The organism is Raineyella fluvialis (assembly GCF_009646095.1).
Classification (GTDB): Bacteria; Actinomycetota; Actinomycetes; order Propionibacteriales; family Propionibacteriaceae; genus Raineyella; species Raineyella fluvialis.
This window is the reverse complement of the sequence record NZ_CP045725.1, coordinates 1,555,453-1,579,542: the sequence shown is the minus strand read 5'-3', so window position 1 is coordinate 1,579,542 and position 24,090 is coordinate 1,555,453. Positions and strand designations below refer to the sequence as shown.

Here is a 24,090-nt window from a genome sequence, read left to right as displayed (position 1 = left end):
TGTAATCGCTCGTCTGCACGAAATGTCTGAGGCTGATCGTACGGTGGTGGACATGGAACGGGAGTGGGGGACCCGGACCGGCCAAGCTGTGGCCGGGATCCTGGGATTGCTGGACGGGCTGCTGGACGGGCCCGACGAAGACCGGGCGCTCGCATCTGATGCGGAGCGGCTGGCCATGACAGAAGCGGCGATCGAGGCCGCGGATCGGCTGCGCATCCTGGCCGGCGTACTGGTCGCCGAGACCGAGGCCCACGGCTCAGATCTCGCGGTGACGGGGCTGGGGGTGGTGAGCTGGCTCGCCGACACCCGCCGGATGACCAGCCGCGAGGTGTGGGCCCTGGTGCACGAGGGCCGCGATCTGGCCGCCCTGCCCGCACTACGGGCGGCCGGCCTGGCCGGGACCGTCTCACCGCAACAGGCCCGCGCCATCAGCCAGGTCATCGTCCAGCTACCCGACGACCTCGGCCCCGACCAACTACGCCAAGCGGAACGCGACATGATCGGCTACGCCGGCCAGTTCGACTCCCACGGCCTGTCCACCCTGTCCCAGCACCTGCTGGAGGTACTCGCCCCGGAGATCATCGAGGAGCAGGAGGCCAAACGGCTGGAGCGCGAGCTGCGCCGCGCCCGCAAGAACCGGGAACTGACCCTCACCGACGACGGCCACGGCTCGGTCCAGATCAAGGGCAAACTGCCCGTGCTGGCCGCCCAGACCCTCATCACCCAGATCGACGCGCTGGTCGAACGCGACCGCCGACGCGCCCTCGACGCCCTGGACCCCCTCGCCGAGGAGCTGACCCCGACGATGCGCCGGGCCGACGCCCTGGTGGCGCTCGCCGAGGCCGCGGCGCTGCACGGCGACGCCCCGCTCCACGGCGGCGACCGCCCCCGCATCGTCGTGACGATCCCCGAGGAACGCCTGCGAGACCGGGCCGCGACAGGCGGACTGATCGCCACCGGGGAGCGGATCGCACCGGCTGACCTGCGCCGTCTGTGCTGCGACGCCGACGTCCTACCGGTCGTCCTCGGCGGGGAGGGTCAGGTGCTCGACGTGGGTCGTGAGCATCGACTCGTCACACCGCCGATCCGCACCGCCCTGACCGTACGCGACGGCGGCTGCGCCTTCCCCGGCTGCGACCGGCCACCCGCCGCCTGCCACGCTCACCACATCATTCCCTGGCAGGAAGGCGGATCGACCTCGCTCGACAATCTCGTCCTGGTCTGTCCCACCACCACGGCATCGTGGAACCGCCAACCGACACCAGCGCAAGACGCTGGGAGATCCGCCTTGGCACGGACGGCATCCCCGAAGTCCTCCCACCCGCCCACGTCGACCGGAGCCGCCGACCGCGGCGCAATCAACGATTCCGACTCCCCGACGCCGCCTGAGCGGGAACGGCCCGGCTGTCGGCGGCCGGTGCGCCGGCCGGAACTTTGTCGCGCCCCGGTGCGCCGGCCGGAACTTTGTCGCGCCCCGGTGCAGTGGCCGTGTCAGCCGCCGGCGCGTACGCGGCGAGGTCGACGACGCGGTCACACGCATCGCGGACCGCCGGGTCGTGGGTGATCACCAGCACGGCCGCTCCCTGGGTCGCCGCCCAGAGATCGGCGACCAGCGCCGCTGCGGTCTCCTCGTCGAGGTGTTCGGTCGGCTCGTCGAGGATCACCACGTCGGCGTCTCCCACGAACAACCGCGCCGCCGCGAGGCGACGCGCCTCGCCGCCGGAGAGTCGTCCGCCGTGTTCGCCGACCTCGCGGTCGAGGACCAGGTCGAGTCCGGCCCGGCCGAGCGCCAGGGAAACCTCGGCGGGCGTCGCGTCCTTGCGGCCGATCCGTACGTTCTCCTCGACGGAGGTGTCGAAGACGTGCGCGTCCTGGGCGAGGTACCCGACGCGGCCGTGTACCTCGACCACCCCCGCCCGCGGCGGCACGAGTCCCATCACCGTCGCCGCGACCGTTGTCTTGCCCAGGCCGCTGCGCCCCACCAGGGCGACCCGTTCACCCGCGGCGACGTGCAGGTCGAGTCCGGTGACGACGGGGTCCGCGCCGGGCCAGCCGGCGGTCAGCCCCCACAGGTCGATCGACGGGCCACCCGGCAGCCGGGCCGGCCCCGACTCCTCGCCGGACGGGGGCAGGGCGAGAAGCTCCGACACTCGCGCCAGCGACGTCCGGACCCGGGTCCAGGTCTGTGCCGCCTCGGCCAGTGGCTCGAGGGTCTCGTGCAGGGCCAGCGGCGTGAGCACCAGAACGGCCAGCTGGGTGACGGGGAGCTGCCCCGCCGCTGCCGCCGGGCCACCGACGAGCAGTGCTCCGACGACCGCGACACCCGCGGCGAGCACCTGCAATGCCCCGACAGGCCTCGGGCGCGGGCCGCTCGCTCCTCGGCGGCGGTGAGGCGGGCGTTGAGTGCGTCGACCCGGGCGAGGGCGGCGTCCTGCACCCCGTACGCGACCAGATCGGGGGCCGTACGGTGCAGTGCCGTCACCGCGTCGGCCAGTTCACCCCGGAGTGGGGCGAGCGAGGCGTCCGCCCGCCGAGAGGCCAGCGCCGCGATCCAGGCGATGACCACACCCGCCAGCACGACGCTCACGCCGAGCAGCACGGCCGCCGGCACGGAGAAGAGGCCGATGATCAGCGTGGTCGCGACCGCGACGAGTCCGGCGGCAGCGAAAGGAACGAGCACCCGGACCACCGCGTCCATCACGGCGCGGACATCGTCGACGATACGGATGAGGAGGTCGCCCCGCCGGCGCCCCAGGAGTGTGGTCCGGCTGAGCACGTCATAGACCCGCAGACGCAGGGCCGTCTGCATCCACAGCGCCAGGTCGTGTCCGACGAGCCGTTCGGCATAACGGAGGGCGGCTCGGGAGATGCCGAAGGTCCGCACCGCGGTGATCGCCACCATCAGGTAGAGGATCGGCGGGTGCTGCGCCGCCCGCGACAGCAGCCAGGCCGAGGTGCCCAGCAGGGCCACGGCCGCCCACTGGCCCCGGCCGCGAGCACCACCGACCCGAGAACGCGAGACCTGCCCTCGGGGACGGACCGGAGAAGATCGGCCAGCAGGCGTCGCGCGAGCACCCGCGCGGGGCCGGGGGTCGTCGGCACACTCATCGGACCGTCTCCATCAGACCGACCGTGACCGTACGGTCGCAGGCGGCCACGACGGCTGGCCGGTGCGTCACCACCAGGGCGCTGGTGGTCGGGTCCCCGGCCCGCAGCGCCGCGAGCACTCGCCGCTCCGTGTCGGGGTCGAGGCCGGCGGTGGGTTCGTCGAGGATCAGCAGGGAGGCACCGCCATGGCTGAGCCGCAGCAGTGCGCGGGCAAGACCCACCCGGCGCCGCTCGCCGTCGGAGAGCCCCTCGGACTCATCGCCGACCTCGCGGCCCGCGTCCAGATCCGCGGCGCCGGCACGGTCGAGGGCCGCCCGGATGGCCTCCTGCGGGGCACCGGGGGCGCCGAGGGCGACGTTCGCCCCGACCGTACGCTCAGGCAGTCCCGGCGTCTGCCCCACCCAGGCGACGCGACGGCGCCAGGCGGCCAGGTCGACATGCTTCAGTGGCACCCCACCGAGCAGGACGCTCCCGCCGCTGGGTGGCACGAAGCCCATCAGGACGGCGAGCAGGGTCGACTTCCCGCCCCCACTGGGCCCGACGACAGCGACGAACTCACCGGGCGCCACCTCGAGGTCCACTCCTCGGAGGGCGGGAGCATCCGCCCCCGGATAGGTGACCTGCAGATCGCGGACGCGCAACGCGACACCCTCCGGTGCGAGCGCCTGCGCCGACACCATGGCCGCGCCCGCCACGGGCATCGCGCCCGCCACCCCCGCCGCGTCGATCTCGGCGAACGCCCGATCCGCCGCGGCGACGCCCTCGGCCGAGTCGTGGTAGTGCACGCCGACCTGCCGCAGCGGCAGGTAGACCTCGGGGGCCAGCACGAGCAGGAACAGGCCCGTGGTCAGGTCCATCGCTCCGTTGACCGTACGGACACCGATGGTGACCGCAATGATGGCCACCGACAGCGTCGACAACAGTTCCAGGGTCATCGAGGAGAGGAAGGAGATCCGCAGGGTCGCCATCGTCTCGGCGCGGTTGCGCGCCTCGATCCGCTGCAGGCCGACGGCCTGGGCGCGGGCCCGGCCGAACACCTGGAGGGTCGGCAGGCCGGCCACGAGATCCGCGAAGTGATGGGCCAGGCGGGCCTGGACGCCCCACCGCCGAGCCATCCGGCGTTCGGTCGCCCAGCCGACCAGCGCCATGAAGAACGGGATCAGCGGCACCGTGAGCACCACGACGAGGGTCGACCACAGGTCAGTGGTGAGGATGGTCACCCCGACGACCAGCGGGACGGTCACCGCGAGCAGCAACTGCGGGAGGTACTTGGCGTAGTAGCCGTCCAGCGCGTCGAGGCCGTGCGTGACCAGATCCACCAACCCGCCGGTGTCGGTGCCGGGGGCGAGCGGGCGGGCCAACCGGGCCTCGACCACCTCGTGGCGCAACCGGCCCTTGACCAGGGCCGCGGCGCGTTGACCGAGCCACGGGTTGATCCCCCGCAACAGCGCGCGGCCGAGCAGGACGAGCACGAGCAACCCGACCGTACGCCCGAGTCCGTCGAGCCGTCGGGTGTCGAACACCGCCGCGATCTGGTGCGACAGCAGCCAGGCCTGGGCGACGACGAGGAACGCCGTCAGCGTGCCGACGAGGACCCCGGCGACGAGGTAGGTCCTCGTCGCCCGGGCCCTCGACAGCAGTGCGCGGTGGACGGGTCCCGCCATCAGCTCGAGGCGGGCCGGGGGCTCGCCACGACGGACGTCTCGTCGGCCGACTCCCCGACCGGGATGTCCTTGACCGACAGACGCTTCCGGAAGACCCAGTAGGTCCAGGCTTGGTAGGCGAGCACGATCGGCGTCATCACGCCCGCCGCGACCGTCATGATCGTCAGCGTGTACGGAGTGGAGGCGGCCTGGAAGACCGTCAGCCCGTACGCCGGGTCCAGGGTGGACGGGATGACGTTCGGGAACATCGCGGCGAAGATGTTGACCAGCATCGCCAGGATGGCCACCACCCCGCCGACGAACGCCCAGCCCTCCTTGCCGCGGCTGTTCATCACCCACAGCAGCAGCGCGCCGAGCACCGCGAGGATCGCAGCCGGCCACAGCGACAGCGCCGGGGAGGCCCCGGCGGTGCCGCGCGCGAGTCCGGAGAAGGCGAGGTTCATCCAGCCGAGGAACCCGGCCAGGCCCACCACCGCGACCAGGCCCGTGCGCGAGGCGTACGTCCGGGCCCGCTCGCGGATCGGGCCGCCGGTCTTCAGCGCGATGAACGCCGCGCCGTGGGTCAGGAAGAGCGCCACGAAGGTCACGCCGCCGAGCAGGGCGAACGGGGTGAACAGGCCGAAGAAGCTCCCCGCCGTCTGGTGGACGGTGTGGGTGGCGTCCATCGGCAGGCCTCGGACGAAGTTGGCGAACGCGATGCCGAAGACGAGCGCGGCGACGTACGAGGCGCCGATGATGCAGGTGTCCCAGCCGCGCTTCCATGCGGCCTCACCGCGCTGATGGCGGTACTCGAAGGAGACCCCGCGCAGGATCAGCGCGAGCAGCACGAGGAACAGCGGCAGGTAGAGCCCCGAGAAGAGGCTGGCGTACCACTCCGGGAACGCCGCGAAGGTCGCGCCACCGGCGGTGAGCAGCCACACTTCGTTGCCGTCCCAGACGGGGCCGATGGTGTTGATCAGCACGCGACGCTCGCGGTCGTCCTTGGCGAGGAACGGCATCAGCATCCCGACGCCGAAGTCGAAGCCCTCCAGGACGAAGAAGCCGGTCCACAGGACGGCGATCAGCAGGAACCAGACGATGGGGAGAACGGTGTCCATGGTCGTGTCACTCCTCTCAGTACGCGAACGACAGCGGGGCCTCGTCGGCCTCGCCCTCGGCGAGGGCCGGGACGGGGCCGGTGATCCCCTTGCGGATGGCCCGCAGCATCAGCCGCACCTCGATCACCGCCAGCACGCCGTAGATGAGCGTGAAGCCGACCATCGTGGTGAGCACCTGCGCGGCGGGCACCCCGGGCGACACCGCGGAGGCGGTCGGCATGAGGCCGAAGACGATCCACGGCTGGCGGCCCATCTCGGTGAAGATCCAGCCGAAGGAGTTGGCGAAGAGCGGCAGCAGCGGCGTCGCGATCATCAGCGCGAGCCAGAACCACCCAGCACGCCTGGCCGGAGGCAGGTTGCCCTTGCGGAGCAGGACGAGCACGAGGATCCCGACGGCGACCCCGACCATCCCCAGGCCGATCATCAGCCGGAAGGTCCAGTACGTCACCGGCACGGCCGGGGTGTACGTCATCGCGCTGGCGACCTCGTCGCCGTAGCGCTGCCGGATCATCTGCGTGAACTGGGCGTCGTACTTCTCCCGGAGCGGGTTGATGCCCTGCACGGTCCCGGTGAACGATCCGGTGGCCAGGAAGGACGTGACGCCCGGCACCTTGATGGAGAAGACCTCCTTGGAGCCGTCAAGGGTGCCGATCGTGAACAGCGAGAACGCCGCCGGCGTCTCGGTCTCCCAGATCGCCTCGGCCGCCGCCATCTTCATCGGCTGGACGTCGGTCATCACCTTGCCCTGCAGGTCACCGGAGAACATCACCAGTGCCCCGGCACCGATCAGCACCCAGGCGCCGAACTTCGTCGCCCAGGCGTACGCCGAGGCCTCCTCGGCCTGCTCGCCGGCGAGCTCGGAGCGGTTGCGGGCCCCGCTGGTCCGGGCGATCCGCAGCAGGTGCCAGCCGGCGACGCCCATCACGAAGGCCCCACCCACCATGTAGGCGGCGGTCAGCGTGTGCGGGATCGTCGTCAGCGCGACCGGGTTGGTCAGCACGGCCCAGAAGTCCGTCATCTCGGCCCGGCCACGGGCGGCGTTGTAGGTGAAGCCGACCGGGTGCTGCATGAACGAGTTGGCCGCCAGGATGAACAGCGAGCTGAGCACGGTGCCGATGGACGCGAGCCAGATCGAGGCGAGGTGGACGCCCCTGGGCAGCCGATCCCGGCCGAAGATCCACATCCCGAGGAAGGTGGACTCGAGGAAGAACGCCAGCAGCGCCTCGAAGGCGAGCGGGGCACCGAAGATGTCGCCGACCATCCGGGAGTACTCCGACCAGTTCATGCCGAACTGGAACTCCTGGACGATGCCGGTGACGACGCCCATCGCGAAGTTGATCAGGAACAGCTTGCCGAAGAAGTCGGTCAACCGCCTGAACTTGTCCTGCCCCGTACGGTAGTGAGCGGTCTGCAGGACGGCCACGATCAGGGACAGCGAGATCGTGACGGGGACGAAGAAGAAGTGGTAGACGGTGGTGATGCCGAATTGCCACCGTGCCAATGAGGCCGGATCCATGCGGCGAATGTAACGGCACACGCCCTTGACCGCTGAGCCAGAGGGCCACGTCACAAACGACGCGACGTAGTGGCGCCGGGCGCCCCGAACAGCCCGTTCCATTTTCTCTACGCAACCTGTAGTACTAATGCCCTCGTTTGCTCTAGGATGGCGACATGCCGAACCTTGGTGACCTCGAACTCCAGGTCATGGAGGTGTTGTGGCGTACCGACCGCGCGATGTCGGTCAGGGAGGTCCTTGCCGAGCTGACTCGCGATCGGGACCTCGCCTACACCACCGTGATGACCGTCCTCGACCGACTGTCGAAGAAGGAACGCGTGACCCGCGAGCTGGACGGGCGCGCCTGGTACTACCGACCCGCTGAGTCCCGCGCCACCCTGATGGCCACCGAGATGCAGGCCGCGTTGGTCGGGTCGCCCGAGCAACGCCGCGAGGCGCTGAAGGAGTTCGCCGACCAGCTGGATCCGGAGGACGCCGCCCTGCTGGTCGAACTGCTGGGGGCACGCGTCTCCCGCTGACGCGGTCGAGTAGCCTGCCTGGCATGGCCGCCCGTCTCCGTCTCCGCCTCGACCGGTTCCTGCTGGCCATCCTCGTCGCGGCGATCCTCGCCACCATCGTCCCGGCCCGGGGCGCCGGGGCGGTCGTCCTCTCCAACGGGGTCACGGCGGGCATCGCCCTCCTTTTCTTCCTCTACGGCGCCCGGATGCACCCGCGCGACACGCTGGAGGGCCTGAAGCACTGGCGTCTGCACGGGGTGATCCTCGGCTTCACCTACGTCCTGTTCCCGCTGATCGGGCTGGCCCTGGCGTTTCTGGTGCCGATCGGCCTGCTCACCCCGGCGCTCTACACCGGCCTGCTCTACACCACCCTGCTGCCCTCGACCGTGCAGTCGTCGGTGACCTTCACCTCGATCGCCCGCGGGAACGTCGCCGGCGCCGTCGTCTCGGCGTCGATGTCCAACCTGATCGGGGTGTTCCTCACCCCGATCCTGGTCATCGCCCTGATGAACGCGAGCCCGATCAACCCCAGCGGCCAGGCCTCGGTCCACCCCGAGGCGGTGCTCGACATCGTGCTGCAGATCCTGGTGCCGTACGTGCTGGGCCAGCTGTCACGGCGTTGGACGGCGGCGTACGTGACGAAGCACAAGAAGCCGCTGCGGTTCGTCGACCAGGCGATCATCGTCCTCGTCGTCTTCTCCGCCTTCTCGGCGGGGCGCCGCGAGCACATGTGGTCCCAGGTGTCCGTGGTCCAGGTGGTCGGCCTGCTCGCCACCTGCCTGGTGGTGCTGGCGATCGTGCTGGGCCTGACCTGGTGGCTGGCCGGCCGGCTGGGCTTCAGCCACGAGGACCGGATCGCGATCCAGTTCTGCGGCTCCAAGAAGTCCTTGGCCACCGGCCTGCCGATGGCGGCCGTCCTCTTCGCCGGGCAGCCGATCGGGCTGATCGCGCTGCCGCTGATGATCTTCCACCAGGCGCAGCTGATGGCCTGCTCGGCACTGGCGCAGCGCTACGCCAGGCCCGACGAGGATGCCGACGCGGCCGCGGACGCCCCGACCGCGTAGCGCAGGAAGAGTTCACTGCCTGCGACGTGCACGTCCATCAGCTTGAGCGGCACCGGCTCCCCGGGGGTCGCACCGCTCGCCGACCCACCACTCGCAGTCCCGCCACTCATGCCACTCAGCGTGCCCGTCTCGACGATCCGCAGACCCCCGCCGCCGACCAGCAGTGGTGACACCGTGAGGAACAACTCGTCGACCACTCCCCCGCCGAGCAGGGTGCCGAGCACGGTCGGGCCGCCCTCGCTGAGCACCCGGGTCATCCCCGCCTGACGCAGGGCCGCGACGGCGGCGGGCAGGGACGGGCGCCCGTCCGGTCCGGCCTCCACCTCGAGCAGCCGGGCGTACGGGGCGAGTCGGGTCCGGCGTTCCTGGTCGGCTCCCGGCACGGTGATCACCCACGGCAGGCTCTCGGGTCCCGCGTCGGCCGCCCGGGCGAAGGCGGGAAGCGAGGGATCGAGGTCGAGGCTGCCGGAGACGATGGCGAGGACCGGCCGGGCGACCCGGCCCTTGAGGGTGCGCCACTCGGCGATCTCGGTCGGCAGGTCGAGCGGTCCGTAACCCTCGGCCCGGATCGTGCCGGAGCCGACGAGCAGCACGTCGCACCACCCGCGCAGGGCGGTGAGCAGCGCCTGGTCCGCCTCGCCGGTGAGGTCACCGACGCGGCCCCGGATGGTCGCGTGGCCATCGGCCGACGTCACCATGTTGGCCCGGACGCCGGCCGCGTCGCCGAGCGCGGCGAGGAGGTCGAGGGCCCGCAGCGCGGGCCCGGTGGCGGTCAGCTGGTGGATCTCGGTCATCTCGGTGCTCCTCACCGGGTAGCTCTGGTCCCCTGTGGTCGAGTCTGCTACAGCCGGGTCCCATCAAGCGGGGTCTGCGGCGGGCGCGTTTCCTGGGTCCGCGGCTCCTGCCGGCGCGTCTCGTGCAGGCGCAGGCCGACCTGCCCTCGCGACGTCACCCCGAACTTCGCCAGGATCCGCTCCACGTGCCCGTCGACCGTACGGATCGAGATCGTCAGGCGGGCGGCGATCTGCTTGTTGCTCAGGCCCTCCGCGACGAGCTCGGCCACCTGCGTCTCGCGCTTCGTCAGGCCCACCTCGACGGGCGCCTCGACCGGGGTGAGGGCGAGCTCGGCCAGGCCCACCGTGATCGCCTCGCGCAGGTCGAGGTCCGCGGTCTGCGCCATCAGGGCCTCGGCCTCCTCACGGCCCAGCACCCGCAGGATCCGTTCCCGACTCTCCCGGGCGTCCCCGGCCAGCCCGGGCCCGAACGCGTCGATCCCGGTCCCCTGCGCGCGCCACAGGGCGTCCGCAGCCCCCTGCAGGCGGGCGGCCCGGCGCACCTCCCCGGCGGCCATCACCACCTGGCAGGCGAGCAGCAGGACGTGCGGGGTGCAGATGCCGTCCTCGAACACCTCCTGCAGCCGCAGCGCCTCGGTGGCGTACGCGCGGACGCCGGCCAGGTCCCCCTGGCGCCAGTGGACGATGCCGGTCACCCACAGCGCGTACGCCTTCACCCACGCCTCGCCGTTGCGGCGGCTCTCGGCGAGGATCTGCGCACAGGTCTCCCCGCCCCCGGCCGGATCGCCGCTGTAGATCTGGCACAGGGCGAGCTGGAACATCGCGGCCTGCATCGCCGCGATGTCACCGACCTCCCGGAGCACCGCGATGCCGCGCTGGTACAGCTCGACCCCCGCGGCCGGGTCGCCGCCGAACAGGCAGTGCAGGCCGCCCCAGGTGTCGACCTCGGCCAACCGTCGCCGGTCACCCAGATCGGTCGCCAGGACGCGGGCCTCCTCGAGCACCCTCGCCCCGTCCGCGTGGTCACCCTGCAGCATCACCACCCAGAACAGCACCAGCAGGCATTCGCAGCGCTGCGGGGCGGCCACGTCAGGCAGGGCGAGCACGCGCTCGAGCCGATAACGCCCGGCCGCCATGTTGTGACCACCGGCCCAGAAGTACCGCAGGTTGGACGCGATGCCCGCTGCCGTGTCGTGACCGGCCGGGTCGGAGATGCCCCAGTCCATCGCGGCGACGATCTCGGCGACGTCACGGCGGGCCCGACGCAGCCACTGCGCCTGGTGCGGGCCCGCCCACTCCCGGTGCATCTGGCCGCTCCGCTCGAGGGCGAGCATGGCGTGGCGCCGCCGCAGGTCCTCCCACTCCCCGCTGCGGACCGCCACCCGCTCGCCGTAATCCCGCATCGTGACGAGCTGGCGGTAGTACGTGAAACCGTCGGCGGGCTCGGCGATCAGCACCGACTTGGCGACCAACCCGTCGAGCAGGTCGATCACGTCGCCGGGATCGATCGCCCCGAACCCAGCGACGATCTCGACCGCCTCCAGGTCCGCGCCACCGCGGAACACCGACAGTCGCGACCAGAGCAGGCGTTCCGCGGGGGTGCACAGGTCGTAGCTCCAGCCGATCAGCGCCTCCAGGGTCCGGTGCCGCGGCAGGACGTCGCGCGGGGACCCCTTCAGCAGGGAGAAGCGCTGGTCCAGCCGGTCGAGCAGGTCGCCGACGCCGAGGGCACGCAGCCGGGCGGCGGCCAACTCGATCGCCAGGGGCATCCCGTCCAGATGGGTGCACAGTTCCACCACCTGGGCGCAGTTGTCGGGGCCGACGACGAGGTGTGCCCCGGCCCGGTCAGCACGGTCGACGAGCAAACGGACGGCTTCGGACTCACGCACGGCGTCCAGGTCGGCGCACGAGTCGGGCACCTGCAATGGCGGCACGACCAGGACCTGCTCCCCCGCGATGCCCAGCGGTTCGCGCGACGTCGCGACGATGCGCACCCCCGGGCACTCACGCAGGATCTCCTTGGCCAGCCCGGCCGCGGCCTCGAGCAGGTGTTCGCAGTTGTCCAGCACGAGCAGCAGTTGACGGTGGCGCAGGTGGCCCAGCACCTGGGCGACCGGATCCTGCAGCGACTGGTCGATGACCTCCACCGACGAGGCCGTACGCCACGCCACGTCCGCCGGATCGGAGACGGCGTCGAGGGTCACGACCACGCCGCCGTCCGGGAACTCGTGCTCCACCTCGGCGCACAGTTCGGTCGCGAGCCGGGTCTTGCCGATGCCACCCGGACCGACGAGGGTCACCAGCCGTCGCTGATGGACCAGTTCCACCACGTGGCACACCAGCTCCTCGCGCCCGATGAAGGACGTGAGGGCGGTCGCCAGCTTCGGTGACGGCGACAGTTCGGTCAACGTGGCTCCTCGACGACGGGGATCCTCCCCAGAATACGTGAGCCTGCGCGGGATCGGGGGCTGCCGACCGCTCCTCCGGAACGCTCCCACCCGGAGGTCGGGCAGCCCCATCGCGGCCCACCCACCCGCACCACGGGGGCCGATACGGGTAGTTCTACGGGTACCGGCCGGTCTGTGACCCAACTTACATTCGGTGCCACGGACACGACTCAAGGAGGAGTCCATGACGTTCTTCATGCATCGGCTGGCGGAGGTGCTCGGGGCCCCCGAGCCCCAGGAGGCCCCCGAGCCCGCACTGCGCCCGTCGCTCGCCGTCGCCCGCAACGAGGGCACGGATCGCCAGGTGGTGCTGCGGTCGCTGGCCGAGCAGCTCGTCTGCGAGGCCAATGCGGTCATCGAGGATCCCGCCTCGCACATGGATCTCGCCGACGAAGTGGGCGGGGAGGACCTCGCCTTCACCATCACCTGCCGCGACCACCGCGCCCGGGTCTCGACCAGCTTCCGCGGTGGTCGCACCGTGGGGCGGATCATCTCGTCCGACCTGCCCCAGGGCGAGGCACACGAACTGGTCGGGCCCGAAGCCCTGCCCGATCTGCTGGTCCGGCTCGCCGTCGTCGCCGGCCTGCGCAACACCGAATCGGCCCACCTCAGCTGAACCGGGCCCCGCGCCCACCCCCGGCGTACGCCCCTCGGCGCGCCGCACCCCCAGATGTCCGGTCAACGACGACCGGCAACCACAGGAAGGAGGTCAGTCACGTGCAGTACGAGCTGAAGACCCAGGTCATCGAGCCGCTTCGCCAGACTTTCACGCCACTGATCGAGCGCTACGGCGACAAGCCCGCCACCCGCTACCAGGAGGGGACCATCGGCCTCCAGCCGACCGAGAACTTCCACTACCGCCCGACCTGGGACTCCGAGCGTGAGCTCTACGACCCGGACTACAGCGCCCTCAAGCTGACCGACCCGTACTCCTACACCGACCCGCGGCAGTACTACTACACGCCGTACGTCACCAATCGGGCCGCGATGCACGAGGCCTTCGGCAAGACCCTCGACTACGTCACCGACCACGGCCTGCTGGAGCGTACGCCGGAGAACTGGCAGCAGCTGATCGCCCAGGTGATCATCCCGCTGCGCCACTTCGAGTCCGGTGCCCAGATGCTCTACTCGAACGCCTGCCGGTTCAGCTACGGGGCGACCATCGCCCAGTGCTGCAGCTACGAGAGCTTCGACCGCATCGGCAACGCCCAGCTGATCTCCCGCGTCGGCATCGCCCTCGGCGGGGAGACCGCGAGCGTGCTCAAGTCGGCCAAGGCCCTGTGGATGGATGCCCCGCACCTCCAGGGCCTGCGCGAGGTCGAGGAGAAGCTGCTGGTCGAACAGGACTGGGCGGTCGGCGTGATCGGCCTCGACGTCGTCGACGAGCTGCTCGACGCGCTGGTGTACCGCCACCTCGACGAGGAGGCCATCCTCTTCGGTGCGGGCGCCTACTCCCTGCTGGCCCAGCACATCGGCACCTGGTGGAGCGAGCACCGCAAGTGGCTCGACCCGCTGTACAAGGAGTGGATCGCCGACGAGCAGTACGGCGCAACCAACAAGGCCGCCATCGCCGCCGCGGTGAACACCTGGCTGCCGCAGGCCCTGGCCGCGGTCGAGAAGGTCGCCGCGCAGGCGGACGCGCTCGCCGGGACCGACTCCGTGGCCGCCGTGCGTACGCACGCCGCCGCGGTCGCGGAGAAGTTCCGCGCCCTCGGCCTCGAGATCAACCAGACCGTGCTCGACCAGCCCGTGCTCGACCAGACCCAGGGAGCCTGAGATGACCGAGAAGATCCTGGACGCCCGGCCGGTCAGCGTCGACCTGCAGGAGACCGAGAACAACCGCGCGCTGATCACTGCCATCGAGGCCGACAACGCCGACCTGGTGATCAACCACTTCCCCGGCGTGGTGAAGCTCCAGGCCCCGGGCCGGCTGCAGATCAACCGCGAAAGTGTCGAGGCCCAACTCGGCCGCACGTGGGAGACCCACGAGTTCCAGATGGCCATCATCACCCTCTCCGGCAACATCTCGGAGTGGGACGAGGACCGCATCGTCATCTCCTGGGGTCCCCGGGTCGAGGACGACGAAGAAGACGAGGACTGACAATGACCGCCACGACTCCGAACACCGCCGCTCCGAGCCCGGCCGCGAAGACGGCCAAGCCCAAGAAGCTCTCGATGAAGGCGCGCTACAGCGCGCTGACCCGCGACCTCGACTGGGAGCCGACGTACGTCTCCGAGGACGAGATGTACCCGCACACGAAGTACGAGGGCATCAAGATCCACGACTGGTCCAAGTGGGACGACCCGTTCCGGCTGACCGTCGACGCGTACTACCGCTACCAGGCGGAGAAGGACAAGCGCCTCTACTCCGTGCTCGACGGGTTCGCGCAGGGCCAGGGCCACCTCACCCTCGCGGACGCCAGCTACCTGAACGCGATGAAGATCTTCCTCGGCGGCGTCACCCCGCTGGAGTACCAGGCCAACCGCCACTTCGCGTACCTCGCCCGGCAGTTCAACGGGCCGGGCCCGCGCTTCGCGGCGCTGTGCCAGTCGGTCGACGAGATGCGCCACGCGCAGACCGAGATCCACACCCTGTCGAACTACAACAAGTTCTACACGGGCTTCCACAACTTCCTGCAGCAGCACGACCGGGTCTGGTACCTGTCGGTGACCAAGTCGTACTTCGACGACGCCCTGTCGGCCGGCCCGTTCGAGTTCCTCATCGCCATCGGCTTCTCGTTCGAGTACCTGCTGACGAACCTGCTGTTCGTGCCATTCATGTCGGCCGCCAGCTTCAACGGCGACCTGCCGACGATGACCTTCGGCTTCTCCGCCCAGTCCGACGAGTCCCGTCACATGACGCTGGGCCTCGAGGCGATCAAGTTCATCCTCGAGCAGGACGAGGCCAACGTGCCGATCGTCCAGGAGTGGGTGGACAAGTGGTTCTGGCGCGGCTACCGCGTCACCGGCCTCGTCGCCGCGATGCTCGACTACATGCTGCCGCGGCCGGTGATGAGCTGGAAGGAGGCCTTCGAGCTCTACTTCGAGCAGCAGATGATGGGTGGCCTCTTCCCGGACCTCGCCCTCTACGGCATCCGCCCCCCGAAGCACGTCGAGCAGGCGATCTGGGAGAAGGAGCACCTGTCGCACTGGCTGTACGACACCCTCTACCAGTTCAGCCACGCCGCGAACTTCACCACCACCGTGCCCGACGCCGAGCACCTGGACTGGCTCTCCCAGGCCTACCCGGACACCTTTGACCAGGAGTACCGCGCGAAGTGGGAGGAGATGCGCACCCTCGACGAGGAGGGCAAGCGCTTCACCTTCCCCGGCCTGCCGGAGCTCTGCCAGATCTGTCAGGTCCCGATGACGTTCAAGGTCAACCACGACTCCGAACACATCGCCCAGTTCCACTCCGACCACGAGGGGGAGCACTACAACTTCTGCTCCGAGGCCTGCAAGTGGATCTTCGACCGCGAGCCGGAGAAGTACCGCCAGGCCTGGTTGCCCGTCCACCAGATCTACCAGGGCAACTGCGGCGGCCCGACCATCCCGGACGTGCTGGCCTGGTACGGCTACCAGGAGGGCGACTCCGGGGAGTTCGTCGGCGGCGTCGACGACCAGAACTGGCAGAAGTGGCACCACCAGATCGAGGACAAGCTCGGAAAGGACGCCTGACGATGGCGATCAACGCTCTCTACGACTACAGCTACCCGTCCCGGTCGGCCCAGGCGCTCTACGGCGACGACATCCTGGTCCACCTCTGGCAGAAGGACGACCGCTGGTTCGCCGCCGCGGCCACCGTCCGCGTGCCGAAGGCGATGACCTGGAAGGACTTCTACCAGACCCAGTTCCTCCCGTTCGTCTCCGCCAACCCGCACATGACGGGTGAGGAGACCTACGCCTGGACGCTGGTCGACGACGCCTTCACTCCGCAGGACGACAAGACCCTCGACGAGTTGGGCGTCCAGCACAAGAACACCCTGGGCTTCGCCCGGGCCTGACCGGTCCACGGGGAGGGGCCGGGTCCGCCCCGGCCCCTCCCCGTACGCCACGCCGTCTCCCCCGCCACGCCACCCCCGTACAGAGAGAACCCTGGGACCATGAGCCACACCGTCACCGTTGAACCCCTCGGCCGCGAGGTCGAGGTCGCCGACGACCAGACCATCCTCGAGGCCTGCCTGCGGGCCGGTGTCTGGTTGCCGCACTCCTGCACCCACGGCACCTGCGCCACCTGCAAGGTGGAGGTCCTCGATGGCGACGTCGACCACGGCGAGGCGTCGAGCTTCGCGCTGATGGACTTCGAGCGCGAGGAGGGCAAGACGCTGACCTGCTGCGCCCGCCCGCAGACCGACGTGACGATCGAGGCCGACATCGATGTCGACGAGGAGTTGGAGATCCACCCGGTCGAGGACTTCACCGGCACGATCGTCGAGCTGTCCGACATCGCCCACGACATCAAGCGGTTGCGGATCGAGCTGGATCGGGACCTGCACTTCAACGCCGGCCAGTACATGCGGGTGATCGTCCCGGGCACCGACGGGATCGACCGCACCTGGTCGATGGCCAACTCGCCGAGCGAGAACCGGATCATCGAGTTCCAGGTCCGCAACGTCCCCGGCGGTGTCGCCACCGACGGCTGGCTGTTCAAGGACGCCGCCCTCGGTGACAGCGTCCAGCTCTCCGGACCGTACGGACGCTTCGTGCTGCGCACCTGGGAGGAGGAGAAGCCCGTCGTCATGCTCGGCGGGGGCACCGGCCTCGCACCGCTGGCGTCGATGGTCAAGCACGCCCTGCTCGACGAGGCGTACGACGGCCACATCACCCTCTACGCGGGCGGCCGGACCGTGGCCGACCTCTACGACGTCGATGTCTTCCGCGCGATGGAGGAGGAGTACCCCGACCAGTTCACCTTCCACCCGTGCGTCTCCGCCGAGGAGCCGCCGGAGGGCTACCGCGCCGGCTTCGTCAGCACCGCGATGGAGGAGGACTTCGACAAGCTCACCGGCTACCAGGGCTACATGTGCGGATCACCGGCGATGGTGGAGGGCTGCCTCAAGTCGTTCATGAGCCGGAGGCTGTTCCCGCGCGACATCTTCCACGAGGACTTCTTCAACGAGGGCGACAAGCAGAAGGGGGTCGGCTCTCCACTGATCAAGCGCTGACCGGGCCCGGAATGACTACGGTGGTGGCATGCTCGTCGCTTTCTCCGTAGCCCCTTCCGGCGGGGACAACCCCGACGCCTCGATGCATGAGGCCGTCGCCGCCGCCGTGCGCGTCGTCCGCGAGTCCGGCCTACCGAACCGCACCGATTCCATGTTCACCACCCTCGAGGGTGACTGGGACGAGGTGATGGACGTGATCAAGCGCGCCACCGAGGCTGTCGGGGCGTACGGGCCCCGCGTGTCGCTGGTGCTCAAGGCCGACATCCGGCCCGGCCACACCGGGGAGATCACCGGCAAGGTCGCCCGGGTCGAGGCCACCCTGACGGCGGACGCCCCCGCCGCCCAGACCGCCGGGGCGGGCAGCGGAGGGGGCGGTTCATGAGGCGACTGCCGCTCTTCCCCCTGGGCGTGGTGCTCTTCCCGGGGATGCCCCTGCAGTTGCAGGTCTTCGAACCGCGCTACCTGCAGCTCCTGGAGGACCTCTCCGAGGTGGAGCCCGAGGATCGTGAGTTCGGCGTGGTGGCGATCCGGGAGGGCTCCGAGATCGGCGCGCGCCAGGTGCACAGCGTGCACCGGGTGGGGTGTGCCGCACGACTGGCGTCCGTACGCTCGCTCGGGGAGCGGTTCGTCATCCGGGTGCTGGGCAGTTGGCGGTTCCGGCTGGACGGCGTCGACGCGGCCGCCGAATCGCCGTACGCCATCGGGCTGGTGACGAAGCTGCCGGAGGAACGCGGTGACATGGAGCGCGTCCGCGACCACGCCGCCGAGGTGCGCCGCGCGCTGGAGACGTACGCCACGGCCCTGAACGGGGAGATCCCGCCGCTCCCCGACGATCCGGACGAACTCGCCTACACGGTGGGGGCGCTCGTCCCGCTCAGCATCCCGGACCAGCAGGAACTGCTCGCCGCACCGACCACCGAAGCCCGCCTGCTGGCGGCACGGGACCGGCTGCGGCGCGAGGCTGTGCTGATCCGGGCCACGCACTCACTGCCGTTCCGTCGCAACATCAGCGACTCCCCCAACTGAGTGGTCGGGGGCCGATAGCGACGGTCAGGGATCAGGCGGGGACGACCGAGTAGCCGGCCTCGTCCACGGCAGCGGCGATGCTCTCGAACGCGATCTCGGCGTCGGAGGTGACGACCATCCGGCCGGACTCCAGGGTGACGTCGACACCGGTGACGCCCTCGACGGCGCCGACCTCCTCGGTCACCGAGGCGACGCAGTGGTCGCAGGTCATGCCGGAGACGGTGTAGGCGGTGGTGGCCATGGAGGTCCTCCTGGGACTCGACCCGGGGCGCTCACCCCGGCGGTGGATTGCTGCAGAGAAGCGTACGCCGGGTGGCTGACAGCGGGCCGCGTCCGTACCGGTATCGGGACCACGCGTAGGGCCGTCGGGACCGCGCATACCGGTGTCAGGCCATGCGCAGGCGTCAGGAACGCACCAGGCGGGCGATGGCGGCGGAGGCCTCGGCGAGCTTCTGCTCGGCCTCCTCACCACCGGCCTCGATGGCGTGCATGACGCAGTGCGACAGGTGTTCGTCGAGGAGGCGGAGCGCGGTGGACTCCAAGGCCTTGGTGACGGCCGAGATCTGGGTCAGGATGTCGATGCAGTACTGGTCCTCGTCGACCATCCGCTGCAGGCCACGGACCTGGCCCTCGATCCGGCGCAGCCGGCGGACGTAGTCCTGCTTGTTGTCGGCGTAGCCCCAGGGATTGTCGGTGGCACAGCAGGCGCCGCCCTCCGCATGCTCCCCATCGGTGGTCGGCGCGTCATCGACCTCCGGCCGGTCCTCGAGCGACGCCGGCACGTGACCCGCGGGAGCGTGGAGCGTCATCGCAGTGGCACCGGCGCCGCCGCAGCAGGCGGCCGGTGCGGCTGACGTCCCGGTCGACGTGGTGGTCGACGACCCCTCGAACACAGTGGCCTCGGCTTCCATCGTGAACCTCCTCCGTTCATCCCCCATGATGCCCTTCGGGTATCACCACGGACCCCCGTCCGCGCATTCCGAGTCGACGCCCCAGCCTACCCGACACCGGCAAAGAGGAGTCACGCTACACCCTCGCGGAGTGGCTCCGCAGAGCTTCGACATCTCTTGATCCGTTCGCCGTAGTCACGCGAAGATCGACGCCGAGAGGGCTGTCAAGTTATACACAACGCGTGTGGAAATGCCACAGCGAACGCTTCCTGTCAACCTCACAGACCAGTGGTGCATCTGGTCTGATGATTCGCGACGAACGATATTTCTCCACCGTTACAGCCGTCCATCCCTCCTAGTCAAAGCGTCTTTCGTGGTGGTCTGACCAGGTGGGGTCAGGGACGGTCCACAAGTTGTCCCCCTACACAGGGAGGGTCTCCACAAGCCGCCCCCAGATATCCACACCCCTGTGGATAACCCGTCTGGCGGAGTCCCCGGGAAGCGTCTACGGTGGAGCTCCGTCGGCCCTCCGGAGGCCGCCGCCGAAGGACTCCGCAGACGGCACGGAGACATCGAGCGGCGGGTTCGGGAGGGGCCTCTGAACAGCATCCCGTACGCCCTCAGCGGCGCACGGGACCCGGTGTCAGAGGCCGCACCTAGGGTCGGTCATGTCCGCGGGAGAAACGTCAGAAGGGGGAGACATGGGTGTCGTCGGGCTCGAATCCGCCTGGAACACCGAACGTCGGGAGCCCGGTCCGGCACCTGACCGCCAACCGCCGCAGGACCTGATCGCCGAACAGAGCGTGCTCGGCGCCATGATGATCTCCAAGGACGCCATCGCCGAGGTGATCGAGCTCGTCCGCAGCGACGACTTCTACAAGCCCGCCCACGAACTCATCTACGACGCGATCGTCCACCTGTACTCCCTGGGTGAACCCGCTGACGCCATCACCGTCGCCGAACAGCTCACCAAGCGCGGCGAGATCGCTCGCGTCGGCGGACACACGTACCTGTACGACCTGGTCGCCTCCGTCGCCGTCGCCGCGAACGCCGGCTACTACGCCCAGATCGTCCGGGACAAGGCCGTGCTGCGCCGCCTCGTCCAGGCGTCGATCAAGATCGCCCAGCTCGGCTACAACGCCGAGGGGGACGTCGACGACATCGTCGACGAGGCCCAGGCCACCATGTACGCCATCGCCGATCGACGGACCACCGAGGACTACAAGCCCCTCGAGATGCTGATCGAGCCCACGATGGACGAGATGGAGCTGATCGAGGCGCAGGGCGGCGTGATGAGCGGCGTCCCCACCGGCTTCGCCGAACTCGACGAGCTGACCACAGGGCTGCATTCGGGGCAGATGATCATCATCGCGGCGCGCCCGGGCATGGGGAAGTCGACGCTGGGTCTGGACATCTGCCGCTCCGCCGCGATCAAGCACGGGCTCACCGCCTGCATCTTCTCGCTCGAGATGAGCCAGACCGAGATCACCATGCGCATGCTCTCGGCCGAGGCATCGGTGCCGCTGTCCCACATGCGCCAGGGCACCATGTCGAGCGACGAGTGGGACCGGGTCTCCAGCAAGGCCAGCCTGATCGGGTCGGCTCCGCTGTTCGTCGACGATTCGCCCAACATGACCATGATGGAGATCCGCGCGAAGGCCAGAAGGCTCAAGCAGCAGCACGACCTCAAGCTGATCGTGCTGGACTACCTGCAGCTGATGAGCTCCGGCAAGAAGGTCGAGTCCCGCCAGCTGGAGGTCTCCGAGTTTTCCCGGCAGATGAAGCTGCTGGCCAAGGAACTCGAGCTACCCGTGATCGCCATCTCGCAGCTGAACCGTAACTCGGAGAAGCGCGACGACAAGCGCCCCTCGGTCTCCGACCTGCGTGAATCCGGCTCGCTGGAGCAGGACGCCGACGTGATCATCCTCGTTCACCGCGACGACTACTACAACAAGGACGATTCCGACCGCGTCGGCGAAGCGGACATCATCGTGGCCAAGCACCGAAACGGGCCCACGAAGACCGTGACGGTGGCCTTCCAGGGGCACTACTCCCGTTTCACGGATATGGCTCACTGAGCCGTCTGTCGAGATGCCTCCTACTTTGCACAAATCGCCGAAAAGGTGACCTTTCCGGTTCTCGGCCTGTCGACTGGACGCTCTTCGACTTCATGGAATAGTCGCCACCCCGAGCGGCGCTGCACGCATGGGCCACCCGGGCACTCCCGAGTGCGGTACCAGTGCTGCGCGGACTGTTCACCGTGCAAGAAGCGATGCGTCTTGACCAGCAGCGACCAACACCCCGTTTGAAGTCAGGGGACCGCCTACCAAGCCTCCAAAGCGGGAGACTGCCTACTGAAGCACGAGCTTCTTGTCGAGTGCGGCAGCCAGGCGGGCGACGGTCTCGATCGTGGGGTTCGCCCGGCCACTCTCGATCCTGCTGATCTCCGACTGCGGGACACCAGAGAGGTCCGAGAGGACTTTCTGGGTGATGTTGCGGCCGTGGCGAGCGTCAGCCAGATCGGCGCCCAGCGCCTCTTGGGCGCTGACCTCCGCCTTGAAGACCTTGCTGGCCGCCTCGTTGACCTGGTGGGCGTCGCCCGACCAGGACTCCTTTGCGCGGGACGCGAGGTCCGCGAAGCTACGTGCCATGACGGGGACATCTCCTCTATGCGTGTAAAGCCATATTAGGCGTACGCGGTTCAGAGGCGTCAATCCCTGCGGTGCTTCCTCCCGGCGCGATGCCACCTCCGCGCGGCAGCGATCTCCCGGGCCTGACGTTTGGCGGAGGGGTCCCGCTGCTTGTCGTACCCGCTGTACAGCAACACGATCTTGTTCCCACGGAAGGCACACAGCACGCGGAGAAGCACCTGCCGATCAGCGCCGGCCAGGTCCTCGGGCAGCGGCATCCCGGCCTCGGTGAGGATAGCCTGCAGCGACCGACGCACCCGGAACTCGTACAGGCCTTCACCGAGGGGCTTGCCCCACTCCCCGTTGCAGATGTCGATACCGCGGACCGCCAGGACATGGGTGATGGCTGCATCCAACACTGCCTGCTCGTACTCGGGCAAGCCCAGGAAGAACTTCTCGAACCGGTCCCCCTCATACTCAATGGTCCACTCGCCCACACGCCCCCCCCACCATCGCCACCCGAAGGCTATCTGTAGGCACGGACGGCTAAGGCAGACGCCGCGGAGCCATGACGGCTTGCACCTTGCTGGCCGACAGCGAGCCTCCTTGGTGATCTCTCCTCCCGCCACGATGAACGCGTGGGCAAGGAGCCCACGCTGGCCGGGCTCGGGAGAGGAGGACGGGATGCGCAGGGGCACTGAGGTCACACGTGGTCAGACGTGTCTACGGCGAGGATGTCGAAGGGCTCCGCGCGCCGCCAGATCAGGACGAAGAGCCACACCTCCCACGCCGTCCACAGTACGAAGACCACACCGGCCAAGGCGCCGAGGACCGGCCGGGCCTTTACGAGAGTCAGCAGTGCCCCCACCGCGGCCGTGCCACCCAGCGCCCCCATGACAACGGCGAAACGCCGGTGGTCGCGACGCAGGAGCAGGCTCGCCCCCAGCCACCAGGCGCTGAGAAGGAGGGGATCAAGAACCTGCCAGATTGCGTACACAGTGGTGGTGACGGCAGCGAAGACCACCGTGACGGCGGGGTCTGCACCTGCCGCCCGAGCATGCATCAGCGACGGCGCGACGACGGCCAGCATCACGGCACCGATGCCTCCTGCCACGGCATAGGCGCACGCAGCGACGAGCGACAAGTCGGCGACGACGGCGGAACGGGGACGCAGCGAGCACCATAGGGCGTACGCAATCACCGGAACGGGAAGGTAGTAGCTGAGAAGGTCTGCCGTCGCCGCCCAGCGGAGCAGTTCCGCAGAGACCGGTCCCGCATCGACGAGTGAAGCGAGGTCGAGGAAGTAGTCGAGGCGGAATCTGAACGCCGCGACAAACAGCACGGAACTGACCAGGCCGATCACGACATGCACCGCCAGCGCAGCGAGGGCAATCGCCCGGACACCTTGGAAGGTAGAAGTCGCTGGCATCCACAGACCTTTGGCTCGCGTGGGGTTACGTCCATCATCCGCGAGGGGTGGGGCCAGCACAACGGTCCGCGTTGGCTCATCGAGGGATGCCCGCGTGGAGGAGTAGCCGAAGCTCATCTACCCGATGGACCCCGGGCTCGTGCCGTTCGGCGTGGTCAGGGCAACCGCCAACCACCGAGGGCTGCACCTGAAGGAATCCGCGGTGGGTCTTGCCTGACCTGCTCTACCCCGAGTGGGACGATGAGCGTAATCGTCGCCGATGCTGACGGCGGACCCGTTCACCAGGAGTATCACCTCGAGCCCGTGCCCCGATCGGGGCAATATCAGCGGGTGCCCAGGGCGCTCCACCGGCTGGTGGGAGGAAACCGATGACCCATGCCGAGGCTTCCGCGTGGGGGAATCGCCCTTCTCAGCGGCAATCGAGGCCTACACCAGCGCCGCCAAGTCCGGTGACACCAACGCCATGAACAGACTCGGGATACTGCTGGGCACGAGAATGGACCCCCCCGACCTGATCGAGGCACGCCACTGGTGGACCACCGCCGCCAACGCCGGCAACACGAGCGCCATGAACAACCTCGCGATACTGCTGGCCACGAAAACGGACCCCCCCGACCTGATCGAGGCACGCCACTGGTGGACCACCGCCGCCAACGCCGGCAACACCAGCGCCATGAACAACCTCGCGATACTGCTGGCCACGAAAACGGACCCCCCGACCTGATCGAGGCACGCCACTGGAGGACCACAGCCAAGGCCATTC

At 69.3% G+C, this 24,090-nt stretch carries 23 protein-coding genes and 1 pseudogene; 13 read left to right on the top strand and 11 right to left on the bottom strand.

Going from position 1 to position 24,090, the window contains the following annotated elements; genetic code table 11:
• Positions 1-22: 22 nt before the first annotated feature.
• A complete protein-coding gene (locus tag Rai3103_RS07245) occupies positions 23-1,564 on the top strand; it encodes an HNH endonuclease signature motif containing protein (RefSeq protein ID WP_153572030.1) in 1,542 nt (513 codons plus the stop codon).
• Here Rai3103_RS07245 and cydC read toward each other — a convergent pair.
• From cydC to Rai3103_RS07225, 4 genes and pseudogenes are all read right to left on the bottom strand, one after another.
• Positions 1,524-3,108, bottom strand: a pseudogene (cydC, locus tag Rai3103_RS17680) (thiol reductant ABC exporter subunit CydC); the annotation flags it as partial. The gene Rai3103_RS07245 and the pseudogene cydC sit on opposite strands and share 41 nt — an antisense overlap.
• Positions 3,105-4,772, bottom strand: coding sequence for a thiol reductant ABC exporter subunit CydD (cydD, locus tag Rai3103_RS07235; RefSeq protein WP_153572029.1), 1,668 nt, complete (start codon positions 4,770-4,772; stop codon positions 3,105-3,107). The gene cydD and the pseudogene cydC, both read right to left, overlap by 4 nt.
• A complete protein-coding gene (gene cydB, locus Rai3103_RS07230; RefSeq protein ID WP_153572028.1) occupies positions 4,772-5,869 on the bottom strand; it encodes a cytochrome d ubiquinol oxidase subunit II in 1,098 nt (365 codons plus the stop codon). The genes cydD and cydB overlap by 1 nt, the downstream gene beginning before the upstream one ends.
• Before the next feature lie 16 nt (positions 5,870-5,885).
• Positions 5,886-7,385: a cytochrome ubiquinol oxidase subunit I gene (locus Rai3103_RS07225; protein WP_153572027.1), complete on the bottom strand. Its 1,500-nt coding sequence runs from the start codon at positions 7,383-7,385 to the stop codon at positions 5,886-5,888.
• A 155-nt stretch (positions 7,386-7,540) separates the two neighbouring features.
• Between Rai3103_RS07225 and Rai3103_RS07220 the strand changes: the two genes are divergently transcribed.
• Positions 7,541-7,903 carry a BlaI/MecI/CopY family transcriptional regulator gene (locus Rai3103_RS07220; protein ID WP_153572026.1) on the top strand — a complete coding sequence of 121 codons (363 nt, stop codon included), beginning with the start codon at positions 7,541-7,543 and terminating at the stop codon, positions 7,901-7,903.
• 23 nt (positions 7,904-7,926) lie between these two features.
• On the top strand, positions 7,927-8,946 hold the full coding sequence (locus Rai3103_RS07215) for a bile acid:sodium symporter family protein (protein ID WP_153572025.1): 1,020 nt from the start codon (positions 7,927-7,929) through the stop codon (positions 8,944-8,946).
• On the opposite strand, the gene Rai3103_RS07210 is transcribed toward Rai3103_RS07215, so the two are convergent.
• Positions 8,892-9,740, bottom strand: coding sequence for a dihydrofolate reductase family protein (locus Rai3103_RS07210; protein ID WP_153572024.1), 849 nt, complete (start codon positions 9,738-9,740; stop codon positions 8,892-8,894). The two genes, Rai3103_RS07215 and Rai3103_RS07210, sit on opposite strands and share 55 nt — an antisense overlap.
• A 47-nt stretch (positions 9,741-9,787) precedes the next feature.
• A complete protein-coding gene (locus tag Rai3103_RS07205) occupies positions 9,788-12,148 on the bottom strand; it encodes an ATP-binding protein (protein WP_194793317.1) in 2,361 nt (786 codons plus the stop codon).
• Between the two features lie 223 nt (positions 12,149-12,371).
• On the opposite strand from Rai3103_RS07205, the gene Rai3103_RS07200 reads away from it, so the two are divergent.
• From Rai3103_RS07200 to Rai3103_RS07165, 8 genes are all read left to right on the top strand, one after another.
• Positions 12,372-12,803, top strand: a complete 432-nt coding sequence (locus Rai3103_RS07200) for a hypothetical protein (RefSeq protein WP_153572022.1) — start codon at positions 12,372-12,374, stop codon at positions 12,801-12,803.
• Between the two features lie 101 nt (positions 12,804-12,904).
• Positions 12,905-13,963 carry a ferritin family protein gene (locus Rai3103_RS07195; RefSeq protein ID WP_153572021.1) on the top strand — a complete coding sequence of 353 codons (1,059 nt, stop codon included), beginning with the start codon at positions 12,905-12,907 and terminating at the stop codon, positions 13,961-13,963.
• Between the two features lies 1 nt (position 13,964).
• Positions 13,965-14,288 carry an MmoB/DmpM family protein gene (locus Rai3103_RS07190; RefSeq protein ID WP_153572020.1) on the top strand — a complete coding sequence of 108 codons (324 nt, stop codon included), beginning with the start codon at positions 13,965-13,967 and terminating at the stop codon, positions 14,286-14,288.
• Between the two features lie 2 nt (positions 14,289-14,290).
• Entirely contained in the window at positions 14,291-15,865 is a 1,575-nt protein-coding gene (locus Rai3103_RS07185) for a YHS domain-containing protein (protein ID WP_153572019.1), read from the top strand.
• Between the two features lie 2 nt (positions 15,866-15,867).
• A complete protein-coding gene (locus Rai3103_RS07180; RefSeq protein ID WP_153572018.1) occupies positions 15,868-16,191 on the top strand; it encodes a phenol hydroxylase subunit P4 in 324 nt (107 codons plus the stop codon).
• Positions 16,192-16,290: 99 nt separating this feature from the next.
• Positions 16,291-17,352, top strand: a complete 1,062-nt coding sequence (locus Rai3103_RS07175; protein WP_153572017.1) for an NADH:ubiquinone reductase (Na(+)-transporting) subunit F — start codon at positions 16,291-16,293, stop codon at positions 17,350-17,352.
• 28 nt (positions 17,353-17,380) lie between these two features.
• Positions 17,381-17,734, top strand: a complete 354-nt coding sequence (locus Rai3103_RS07170) for a thiamine-binding protein (RefSeq protein WP_153572016.1) — start codon at positions 17,381-17,383, stop codon at positions 17,732-17,734.
• Positions 17,731-18,378 (top strand): LON peptidase substrate-binding domain-containing protein, encoded by a 648-nt coding sequence (locus Rai3103_RS07165; RefSeq protein WP_153572015.1) that lies wholly within the window; start codon positions 17,731-17,733, stop codon positions 18,376-18,378. Before Rai3103_RS07170 ends, Rai3103_RS07165 begins: the two co-directional genes overlap by 4 nt.
• Before the next feature lie 31 nt (positions 18,379-18,409).
• Here the strand turns inward: Rai3103_RS07165 and Rai3103_RS07160 are convergent, their stop codons facing one another.
• Together Rai3103_RS07160 and Rai3103_RS17675 are read right to left on the bottom strand one after the other, a co-directional pair.
• Entirely contained in the window at positions 18,410-18,619 is a 210-nt protein-coding gene (locus Rai3103_RS07160; protein WP_153572014.1) for a heavy-metal-associated domain-containing protein, read from the bottom strand.
• Between the two features lie 163 nt (positions 18,620-18,782).
• Positions 18,783-19,160, bottom strand: coding sequence for a metal-sensitive transcriptional regulator (locus Rai3103_RS17675; protein WP_422396039.1), 378 nt, complete (start codon positions 19,158-19,160; stop codon positions 18,783-18,785).
• Positions 19,161-19,969: 809 nt separating this feature from the next.
• Here Rai3103_RS17675 and dnaB point away from each other — a divergent pair.
• A complete protein-coding gene (dnaB, locus tag Rai3103_RS07150) occupies positions 19,970-21,346 on the top strand; it encodes a replicative DNA helicase (protein WP_153572013.1) in 1,377 nt (458 codons plus the stop codon).
• 273 nt (positions 21,347-21,619) lie between these two features.
• Here the strand turns inward: dnaB and Rai3103_RS07145 are convergent, their stop codons facing one another.
• From Rai3103_RS07145 to Rai3103_RS07135, 3 genes are all read right to left on the bottom strand, one after another.
• Entirely contained in the window at positions 21,620-21,919 is a 300-nt protein-coding gene (locus tag Rai3103_RS07145; RefSeq protein WP_153572012.1) for a helix-turn-helix domain-containing protein, read from the bottom strand.
• A 59-nt stretch (positions 21,920-21,978) separates the two neighbouring features.
• Positions 21,979-22,395, bottom strand: a complete 417-nt coding sequence (locus Rai3103_RS07140) for a hypothetical protein (RefSeq protein ID WP_153572011.1) — start codon at positions 22,393-22,395, stop codon at positions 21,979-21,981.
• 206 nt (positions 22,396-22,601) lie between these two features.
• Positions 22,602-23,327, bottom strand: a complete 726-nt coding sequence (locus Rai3103_RS07135; RefSeq protein ID WP_153572010.1) for a hypothetical protein — start codon at positions 23,325-23,327, stop codon at positions 22,602-22,604.
• A gap of 391 nt (positions 23,328-23,718) precedes the next feature.
• On the opposite strand from Rai3103_RS07135, the gene Rai3103_RS07130 reads away from it, so the two are divergent.
• Positions 23,719-24,051: a tetratricopeptide repeat protein gene (locus Rai3103_RS07130; protein WP_194793316.1), complete on the top strand. Its 333-nt coding sequence runs from the start codon at positions 23,719-23,721 to the stop codon at positions 24,049-24,051.
• The last annotated feature ends 39 nt before the right edge of the window (positions 24,052-24,090 follow it).